Below are 9,620 nucleotides of genomic sequence, written 5' to 3'. Positions count from 1 at the left end.
GCCACGGGTGCCCGGCTCACCACCCGAACACCTTTTATCCTCCCTCCCCACGGCCCTTCGGGCTGTGAGGAGGGGGGATCCAGGGGGATGGGGCCTCCCGTGGCGCCCGGCTCACCACCAACCCCCTATGGAACCGAAATCGAACGCAGTAGGTTGAGAGGCTCGCCATGGACATCCAAAAGGTGCGTCAAAAGGCGCGCCCGTTGAATTCATTCCCAGCGAACCCGGTGAATTACAATATATACAAGGCCGTGCCGGGCCGGCCCATCGCCGGGGATCGCTCCCACAAGGCCCCTGGCGTATCCCCAGAGGAGGGAAACGGTTGATGAGCGTTCGCGTTCGCTTCGCCCCCAGCCCGACCGGGTTCCTGCACGTCGGGGGGGCGCGCACGGCGTTGTTTAACTGGCTCTTCGCCCGCCACCACGGCGGACAGTTCATCCTGCGGATCGAGGACACCGATCGCAAACGTTTGGTCCCGGGCGCCCTGGAGGACATCCTGGAGTCGTTGCGGTGGTTGGGCCTGAACTGGGACGAGGGGCCGGAGGTCGGCGGCCCCTACGGCCCGTATATCCAGTCCCAGCGCTTGGAGATCTACCGGGAGCATGCGCATCGCCTGGTCGCCCTGGGCCACGCCTACTATTGTTTCTGCTCCGAAGAGCGCTTGGAGCGCCTGCGCCGGGAGCAGGAGGCCCGCAAGCAGCCCACCGGCTACGACCGGTTCTGCCGCTACAACGTCTCTCCGGAGGAGGCCCAGCGCCGCGTCGCTGCCGGGGAGCCCTACGTGATCCGCCTGAAGGTGCCCCTGGAGGGGACCACGACGTTCCACGACCTGGTGCACGGGGAGATCTCCGTCCAGAACCGGACGCAAGATGACTTCGTGTTGTTGAAGTCCGATGGCTATCCGACCTACCACCTGGCCAACGTGGTGGACGACCATCTGATGGGCATCACCCATGTGATGCGGGCGGATGAGTGGATCCCCAGCACCCCCCGCCACATCCTGCTTTATCAGGCGTTCGGCTGGGAACCCCCTCAGTTCGCCCACTTGCCCATCATCCTGAGCCCCACGGGCAAGGGGAAGATGAGCAAGCGGGTCCTGCAGGAGCAGGGGCGCTGGGAGACCGCTGTCTTCGTCCGGGATTTCCGGGAGGAAGGGTATCTCCCGGAGGCCCTGGTGAACTTCCTGGCGTTGACCGGCTGGGCGTATGATGACAAAACCGAGCTGTTCACGATCGAGGAGCTGATCGAGAAGTTCGACATCTCGGGCATCAACCCCAAGCCGGCCGCCTTCAATTACGAAAAGCTGGAATGGATGAACGGCGTCTACATTCGCCGGTTGAGCCCCGAAGCGTTGGCGGAGCGCCTGCGCCCCTTCCTGGAGGCCCTGGGCCTGCGGCCAGACCTCGAGACGCTCCGGCGGGCGATCCCGCTGATCCAGGAGCGGATCAAGACCTTGCGGGAGGGGGCGGAGATGCTGGAGTTCCTCTGGAAAGAGGAGGTATCCCCCTCCCTCGAGGATCTAACGCCCAAGGGCGCCACCTCGGATCAGGTCCGGGCTTGGCTGATGGAAGCTCGGCAGGCGCTGGAGGCCCTCCCCGCGTTCACCCATGAAGCCATCGAAGAGGCGCTGAGGGAATTGGCCGATCGGTTCGGCGTGAAAGCGGGCACGCTGTTCATGGCGGTGCGGGTGGCGGTGACCGGCCGGCGGGTGACCCCGCCGCTCTTTGAGTCCATTGTTTTGCTTGGCCGACAGCGGACGTTGAGCCGGCTCGAGGCCGCGATCCGCCTGTTGGAACAGGTTCCCTTGTCGGGATGAGCCGCGCGGAAGCGCTGGGGAACCGCGTCGCCCCAGAGGAGGAACGTCGGTGCTGAAGTCCCGTTTCGCGAGCGTTCGATTGTTCACCCTCGCAGGGGTTCCGGTGTGCGTGCACTGGAGCCTGGTGGTCCTGTGGATCGGGCTGGGGCTGGGCGCGGGGGCGCTGGGGGGGTGGCGGGAGGCCCTTCGCCAGGGGCTATGGTGGGTGCTCCTGTTCGGCCTGGTGCTGCTGCACGAGATGGGGCATCTGGTCGCGGCCCGCCTGCTCCGGGTCCCGGTCACCTCGGTCCTCCTCTGGCCCTTGGGCGGGTTCACGGCGGTGCGGCTGCCCGCTGGCCGCTTCGGCGCGGAGTTCGCCATCGCCCTCGCGGGCCCGGCGGTGAATCTCTCCATCGCCCTGGGCCTCAGCGCCCTGGGGATGGGCGGGAGCCTTGGGGGACCATTCGGGGAGCGACTGGGGTTCTGGTCCACCCTATGGCTGTTGAACCTCCTCCTGGGGGCCTTCAACCTGCTGCCGGTCTTCCCGATGGACGGCGGGCGGATCCTGCGAAGCGTGCTGGCGTTGGGGCTCGGCGAGGGCCGGGGAACGTGGTGGGCGTTGCGGATGGGCCAGGCGGGGGCGATGGGCATCGGCGGGTTGGCGGTCTGGCAATTCCTGCACCGGGACCCCGGGGGGCTGGTGACCATGATGATCGCGATGTGGCTGTTCAGCCAAACCTTGCAGGAGGCCCGGCTGTTCAGTCGTCAGGAGCGCCTCCGACGGATCCCGGTGGCCCCCTACCCGCAGCCGTTGCGGATCGCGGTGAACGATCGGGTCACCCTTCAGGCGGCTCGTCGCTTGCTGGCCCATAGCGGGCAGCCGGTTCTGCCCGTGGAGGCGGCCGGCCGATGGATGGAGGGCTTCTTCCTGGATCATGGGACGCTCCACCGGCGGGCGCTTCGGGTCGTGGAGGGGGAAACTTCCATGGCGGCTGCCTGGTCGGATCTGACGCAGGGGGAAGAGCCCGGCCTTCTGGTGGTCCGCGACGGCCGTGGGCTCGGCTGGCTCCCCCGGGAGCAGATGGAAGCCTTCGTCCATGGGCGCGCCTTCGACTCGTGAGCGCATTTTCTGCCCTCCGGTGATCCCAAGGGTCGGGAATAGCGGCTCTCCTCAAACGTTCCGGGCGGAAGCCCGGCTCCCTTTCGCTTTCGTGAACATCGCCTGGGAACGATGAAATCGATCTTCCGGTGGATCTATCGAGCGAAATATCGCGCCCTGGGCCGGCGGATCGGGCAACCGGAGGTTCCGCTGACCCTTGAGCGGGGCCTCGTGCTGATCCAAATCGACGGCCTCTCGTTCCCCCATCTGCAGCAAGCTTTAGAGGAAGGACGGATGCCCTATCTGGCCCGGCAGATCCGCAAGGGGCGCTTTCAGGTCTCCCCGTGGTTCGCGGGCTTCCCCACCACCACGCCTGTCGTAACCGCTGCGCTGCTTTACGGCCAGCTGGATGCCATCCCGGGGTTCCGATGGTATGAGAAAGCGCGGCGGATGCGGATTGTGATGAAGCGGCCGGATCACGTGCGGCGGGTTGCCTCTCGATTACACAAGGACGGCGCGGGGGGCTTGCTCCGGGGTGGAGCCTGTTACGCCAGCATGTTCGACGGAGGGGCGGAGCGAACGATCTTCACCCTGAGCACGATGGGCCTGCCCGGATTGCTGCAGGGGGTTCGCGGCCTGAGCCTCTTCCTGATGGTGTTGCTGAGCCCGGGGCGGATCTGGCGGATCCTCCGGATGATCGCCCGGGATATCTTGGACGAGCTATGGTATGGCGTTCGCTCCTGGGAAGCGTGGAGGCGTTTGCTGCGAAACCCTGTGGAGCTCTTTCGTTTGGGATTCCTGTCCTTGGGAAACGCTCTGCTCCACGAGTTGCTCACCTTCAGCATCAGCCTGGATCTTCATCGGGGGATCTCCCCTTTGTATGCGATTTACGTCCTCTACGATGAGGCTGCGCATCGTTACGGGCCGGATCATCCGGTGGCGTTTCGGGCGTTGCGTCGGATCGACGCTTATTTGCGTGAGATCGATCGAATGGCCAGCTTCGCCCGGCGCCCGTACGATCTTTACGTTTTCTCAGATCACGGGATGACCCGTGCGGAGCCGTTCGCCCAGCGCTCCGGCCAAAGCCTGGGGGATTTCATCCGGGCCCACATGGCGCAACCGGTTACAATGGATGAAACGGTCGAATCCGATGATCGACGCTGGCGGTCATGGCGGTATCTGATGGTGGAGATGCGCGGCTTGGAGCGAGCTCTTTCCCCCCGCGGAGCCCGGATGGTGCGGGCGGCCCGAGCCTACGTGCAGCGCCAGGCCCCCCGCTCCCAGGAAGAACGGGAGGGATGGTCCAAACCCGCAGCTGATGTCATCGTCCGACCCTCCGGCCCCCTCGCCCACGTTTATATTGCCGTCACATCGGATCCCCTCCCGCTCAGCGAGATCGCTGTTCGGTGGCCTCACCTGCTGGATGCCTTAATCGAGCATCCGGGGATCGGCTTGGTCATCGGGCGCGAGGGGGAGGACGTGTTCTTGATGGGCCGACAAGGGGCCCGCATCGTCCGCGCGGATGGCCGATCGCAGATTTACGGTCAGGATCCCTTGAGGGATCCCGAGCGGATGGCCGTCGAGGGGCGCTGGCTGGATCCGGAGCGAGCGGCCCAGGAGCTGGCCCGCCTGGCCCGCTTGCCGGACAGCGGGGATCTCATCCTCTTGGGGGCATGGGATGGCCGGGTGGTGGTCACGTTTGAGGAGCAGCGGGGAACTCATGGAGGGTTAGGTGGCGCTCAGGAGGTGTCCTTCCTCGTTTTCCCGCCCGAGCGTCCCTTGCGCCCTCAAACCTGGCGAGACGCGCGGGATTTCCATGTTTTCCTGAGCGAGACATATCAGAAAGCGCTCACGCCATATCCAGGGTAGCCGCCCTCGCGTGTGAGGATGATCTTTCCACGTGGAATTTCGGTGAGGTCTGGCCGTAGGATCGGGTGGTACGCCTTCGCAAGGCCGTCGGGATCATCCACACCCTTCGGGGAGACCACCGGCTGAACTTCTCCGATGGCGGGGTGGATGGCCTCTCATTCTTTTCCCCGCGGCTTAAAGGGTTACGGGGAGGGGGAGGAAAACTTTTTGGATCTCCTACGGGGGAGCGATCCGATGCACAGAAGAATAGCGGTTCTCCTGGCTCTTGCTCTGGCCGCTTGTGGCCCTTCTCCCATTCCAACGGAGACCGTTTCAACGCCGATATTGCCCTCCACGACACCCACTCCGGCGCTGGCGGCGCGGGTCAATGGCGCGCCGATTCCCCTCTCGGATTTCGAAAAGCGGGTCGCCGCCTACGAACGGGAGTGGATCCGCAACGGCCTGGATCCGAACTCTGAGGAAGGGCGACGTCGCCTGGCGGGGCTTCCCCGCCAAATCCTGGAGGGCATGATCGAGGAGCTCCTCATCGAGCAGCACGCAGTGGCGTTGGGGATCGCTGTATCGCCAGAGGAGGTAGAGGCGGCGTTGGGTCAATTCATTAATGAGAGCGGAGGCCTGGAATCCTTCCGCCAGCGGCTGGCGTCCATGGGGATGAGCGAGGAGGAGTTCCGGCGGAATCAGCGCGCGGCCATGCTGGCCCAGAAGGTTTTCGAACGCCTGACGGCGGACATCCCCGAGGTGGCGGAGCAGGTTCACGCCCGGCACATCCAGGTGTCCAGCGAGGAGACCGCCCGTCAGCTCCTCGCTCGCGTGCAACAGGGGGAGGATTTCATCGAGCTGGCCCGTCAGTATTCGGAGAACGAGGCCACCCGGGACCTGGGCGGCGACCTGGGTTGGTTCGCCCGGGGGACCCTGGTGATCCCGGAGCTGGAGGAGGCCGCGTTCGCCACACCTCCCGGCCAGGTGACCCTGGTGGCGACCCCCGGGGGGTATCACCTGCTCTTCGTGGTGGAGAAGGACCCGGCCCGGCCGCTCACAGAGGATCAGCGGGAGCTGCTCCGGCAGAACCGGATCCGCGAACGGTTGCAAGCCTGGCGGGCGGAGGCCCAGGTGGAGATTTTTATCCCGCTGTCCCCTTAATGGGACTTCTGAATGATCGGTTCCTCTTCACCTCAGGTAAAATGAAGTTTGGGAGCTCCGAGGCGAATCGTTGGGACACGGACGCGCGCGAGGGCACGTCCTTCTGGACGTGCCCTCTTTGTCTGGAGAGGCAGACGGTTCCTGGTGGACGGCTCATGTTGGTTCGTGGCCTCGCCCGTTTCGGGGGCGCGCTTTCCGCCTGACCCAACAGTGCAGCGAGCGGTGGCTGGGAGGGAGTCGCAGGATGGGCACGTTGTACGTGGTCGGCACGCCCATCGGAAACCTTGAGGACATCACCCTGCGGGCGCTGCGGGTGCTGCGGGAGTGCAGCCTGATCGCCGCTGAGGATACCCGTCGCACCCGCATTCTACTGGAACATTATGGCATTCATACCCCGATGATCAGCTACTTTGAGCACAATGAACCGGCCCGTATCCCTCAGATCCTGGAAGCCCTGCGCTCCGGCGATGTGGCGTTGGTCTCAGAGGCCGGGATGCCGGGGCTTTCGGATCCGGGCTATGCTCTGATCCGCGCCGCGCTGGATCATGGATTTCCGGTGATCCCGATCCCCGGGCCGTCGGCGCCGGTGACGGCCCTGGTGGTCTCCGGCCTCCCGACGGACCGCTTTCTCTTTCTGGGGTTCCTGCCGCGCAAGCCTGGAGAGCGCCGGCGGTTGCTGGCTGAGGTCGCATCGGCCCCCTGGACCCTGGTGGCTTTTGAGGCCCCTCATCGCCTGCGGGCATGCCTCCAGGACATCCTGGAGATCCTGGGCGATCGCCCCATGGCGGTGGCCCGCGAGCTGACCAAGATCCACGAAGAAATCCGCCGGGGGACGGCACGGGAGATCCTGGAGCATTTCATCCGTGTGGAGCCCCGGGGGGAATTCACGCTGGTCATCGCCGGGGCGCCGGAGGAGGAGACGCGGTGGGAGGAAGAGGAGGTGAGGAGCCGGCTTCAGGAGCTGCTTGCTGCGGGCATGCCCCCCACGCAGGCGGCTCGCGAAGTCGCCCGGGCTTCCGGGTGGCCGCGTTCGGTGATCTATCGAATGGCCCTCAAGCTCCGCGGGGAATAAGCACTCACGCGGCGTAGGAGCTTTCCAAATGAATTCTTCGCAACCTTGGCGGATGATCCGGTTGTTGATCCTCTCGGAGCTCCTCTGGGCATTGGGGGAAGGCCTTTTCTTTTATTTGATCCCGGTGTATGTGCAGGAGCTGGGGGCCGCACCGCAGCAAATCGGGCTGGTCATCGGCGTGGCCGAGCTGATCCTCGCCTTGCTTTATCTCCCAGCGGGTTGGGTGGCCGATCGCCTACGATACAAACCGCTCATGCTGGGGGGATGGCTCGCCGGGTTGGTTGGGGCTCTGGGGATGGCCGGGGCAGCGGACTGGCGAATGCTGATCCCTGGCCTGACGCTCTACCTGATGTCCGGTTACTGCCTGCCGATTATTCACGCGTACGTAGCCCGCATGGTCGGGCCGATCCCGCTGGAACGGGTGTTCCCTTTATTAAGCGCCAGCTACGCCCTGGGAGGCCTCCTGACGCCTGCCGCGGGCGGATGGCTGGCTCAACATTGGGGGATGCGTCGGGTGCTCGGGCTAAGCGCCGGGTTGTTTCTCCTCTCCACCGTTGTCGCTCTTTTTCTCCCCATGGATCCACCCCCGGAGCGTTCGGCGCATCCGACCATGCGGGAGATCTGGAAAGGGATCCCATGGCCGTTTGGCCTCGCTCTTTTGGCCTTGTTCACGGTGAGTCAGGTGGGGTTGGTTTTGCTTCCCAACTTCCTGCAGCATGTAGGGGGATGGACCAAAGCCCATTTGGGTCTGTTCGCCTCGCTCCAGGCGCTGGGGATCATCGGGCTGGGCCCCTTGCTGGGCCGATGGGATGAGGGGCGGGCACGGCCGCTGGGGTTGGTGGGCGCATGGGGGTTGGGCTGGATGGGTTTCATGCTTCTCTTAATAGGATTTCGATATTTCCCGGTGGTGATGGGGGCCATGGCTTTCCTCGGCGGCATCTATGCGGGCTACTCCCTGGCGGCGGCCCGGATCCTGCGCCTGGCCTCCCATGAGACGCGGGCCACATCCTCCGCTATGGTCCACACCGCTCGCAGTCTGGCGCTGGCACTCGCCGCCCCGATGGCGGGGTTCCTGTTCGCCCTCCAGCCAGCCTATCCGTTGTGGGTCGCCTTGCTTTCGCTCCCGCTGGCGATCGGAGGGGCCTTCTGGGCCGGAACACTGGGCCAAAGGGTGGAAGCGATCCCGTCCGGATCCGGTTTGGAAGCGAACCGGCGTGGTCTATAATTGCTTTGTATTCTCATATAGCCTTTGGGGCGCTTAAAGGAGGTCCGCGTGAAGGAGATCCTGGAGCGCACGCTGAACGCCGCGCAGCTGAAGGGGGCATCCTACGCCGATGTCCGCCTGGTCCATCGGATCGAGCAATCCGTATTGGTCCGCAACGGGGTCGTTCAGGGCATCAGCCAGATTGAAGATATGGGGTTTGGCGTACGGGTGATCGCTGACGGGGCCTGGGGCTTCGCCTCCAGCGCCCAGTTGACCCTGGAGGAGGCGGAGCGGGTCGCCCAGCGGGCCGTCCAGATCGCAAAGGCCAGTGCCCTTTTCAAGAAAGAGGACGTCGATATCGGGCCGCCGGTGGTTCAGCGAGGAACCTATCGGACGCCGGTGCAGATCGATCCCTTCGCGGTCCCCCTGGAGAAGAAACTCGAGGTCCTGTTGGCTGCCGATGCGGCGATGCGGGCGGTGAAAGGGATCGCGGCCACGGAGGCGGAGATGGTGTTCATCCGCGAGCGCAAGGTCTTCGCCAGCACGGAGGGCTCGTGGATCGAGCAGGAGATCATCGAATCGGGTTGCGGCATCGAGGCCCTGGCCGTGGGGCCCGACGAGGTCCAGCGCCGCTCTTACCCGAATTCGGTGGGCCGTCATCAAATGACCCGCGGATGGGAGTTCATCGAGGAATGCGATCTCCCGGGCCACGCGCCCCGCATCGCGGAGGAGGCCGTGGCCCTGCTGACGGCGGATCCCTGTCCGGACACGGTGACCACGGTGATCCTCGGGGGCTCCCAGGTGGCCCTCCAGATCCATGAGTCGTGTGGGCACCCCATTGAGCTGGACCGCGTCTTCGGGACGGAGGCTGCCTATGCGGGGACCTCTTTCCTGACCCCGGAGAAGCTGGGGACCTTCCGTTACGGCTCGGAGGTGGTCAACATCACGGCGGACGCCACGTTGCCCGGCGGGCTGGGGACTTTCGGTTGGGATGACGAAGGGGTACCCGCACAACGAGTCGATATTGTGCGGGAGGGCCTTTTCGTCGGTTATATGACCTCTCGCGAAACCGCGCGGCAGCTGCTGAAACTCTTGGGCCCCTCCCCCTACGTCACCGGCCTCTCCAACGGCACCATGCGGGCCTCCGGCTGGAATCGGATCCCCTTGATCCGCATGACCAACGTGAACCTGCTCCCCGGGACGTGGCGCCTGGAGGATCTGATCGCGGACACGGAGGAAGGGATCTTTATGGACACCAACCGCTCATGGAGCATCGACGATAAGCGGTTGAATTTCCAGTTCGGCTGCGAGATCGCCTGGGAGATCCGGGGCGGGAAGCTGACCCGCATGTTGAAGAACCCGATTTACACCGGGATCACACCGGAGTTCTGGCGTTCCTGCGACGCGGTGTGCAACGCGGATCATTGGGTGATCTGGGGGA

At 64.9% G+C, this 9,620-nt stretch carries 7 protein-coding genes; all 7 read left to right on the top strand.

Features of this window, described 5'->3' with window-relative positions; translation table 11 throughout:
- The first annotated feature begins 325 nt into the window (after nt 1-325).
- Nucleotides 326-1,816, top strand: coding sequence for a glutamate--tRNA ligase (gene gltX / locus ACFMO5_RS06995; protein ID WP_376792040.1), 1,491 nt, complete (start codon nt 326-328; stop codon nt 1,814-1,816).
- Nucleotides 1,817-1,865: 49 nt separating this feature from the next.
- Nucleotides 1,866-2,915, top strand: a complete 1,050-nt coding sequence (locus ACFMO5_RS06990) for a site-2 protease family protein (protein ID WP_376792039.1) — start codon at nt 1,866-1,868, stop codon at nt 2,913-2,915.
- A gap of 111 nt (nt 2,916-3,026) precedes the next feature.
- Complete coding sequence (locus ACFMO5_RS06985; protein WP_376792038.1) at nt 3,027-4,763, top strand: alkaline phosphatase family protein; 1,737 nt, start codon at nt 3,027-3,029, stop codon at nt 4,761-4,763.
- A 234-nt stretch (nt 4,764-4,997) separates the two neighbouring features.
- Nucleotides 4,998-5,903 (top strand): SurA N-terminal domain-containing protein, encoded by a 906-nt coding sequence (locus tag ACFMO5_RS06980; protein WP_376792037.1) that lies wholly within the window; start codon nt 4,998-5,000, stop codon nt 5,901-5,903.
- Nucleotides 5,904-6,147: 244 nt separating this feature from the next.
- On the top strand, nt 6,148-6,975 hold the full coding sequence (gene rsmI / locus ACFMO5_RS06975; RefSeq protein WP_376792036.1) for a 16S rRNA (cytidine(1402)-2'-O)-methyltransferase: 828 nt from the start codon (nt 6,148-6,150) through the stop codon (nt 6,973-6,975).
- A 28-nt stretch (nt 6,976-7,003) separates the two neighbouring features.
- Nucleotides 7,004-8,200 carry an MFS transporter gene (locus ACFMO5_RS06970; RefSeq protein WP_376792035.1) on the top strand — a complete coding sequence of 399 codons (1,197 nt, stop codon included), beginning with the start codon at nt 7,004-7,006 and terminating at the stop codon, nt 8,198-8,200.
- A gap of 48 nt (nt 8,201-8,248) precedes the next feature.
- Nucleotides 8,249-9,620, top strand: a 1,372-nt coding sequence (locus tag ACFMO5_RS06965) for a TldD/PmbA family protein (protein ID WP_376792034.1), incomplete at its 3' end; no start/stop codon positions are given.

It is taken from the genome of Thermoflexus sp. (assembly GCF_042408365.1).
Taxonomy (GTDB): Bacteria; Chloroflexota; Anaerolineae; order Thermoflexales; family Thermoflexaceae; genus Thermoflexus.
This window is presented reverse-complemented; position numbering and strand designations above follow the sequence as displayed.

Excerpts from the sequence above, each read along its gene's own strand:
- gltX (WP_376792040.1), top strand. The coding sequence starts at position 326 with ATGAGCGTTCGCGTTCGCTTCGCCCCCAGCCCGACCGGGTTCCTGCAC.
- ACFMO5_RS06985 (WP_376792038.1), top strand. The coding sequence starts at position 3,027 with ATGAAATCGATCTTCCGGTGGATCTATCGAGCGAAATATCGCGCCCTG.
- ACFMO5_RS06980 (WP_376792037.1), top strand. The coding sequence starts at position 4,998 with ATGCACAGAAGAATAGCGGTTCTCCTGGCTCTTGCTCTGGCCGCTTGT.
- rsmI (WP_376792036.1), top strand. The coding sequence starts at position 6,148 with ATGGGCACGTTGTACGTGGTCGGCACGCCCATCGGAAACCTTGAGGAC.
- ACFMO5_RS06970 (WP_376792035.1), top strand. The coding sequence starts at position 7,004 with ATGAATTCTTCGCAACCTTGGCGGATGATCCGGTTGTTGATCCTCTCG.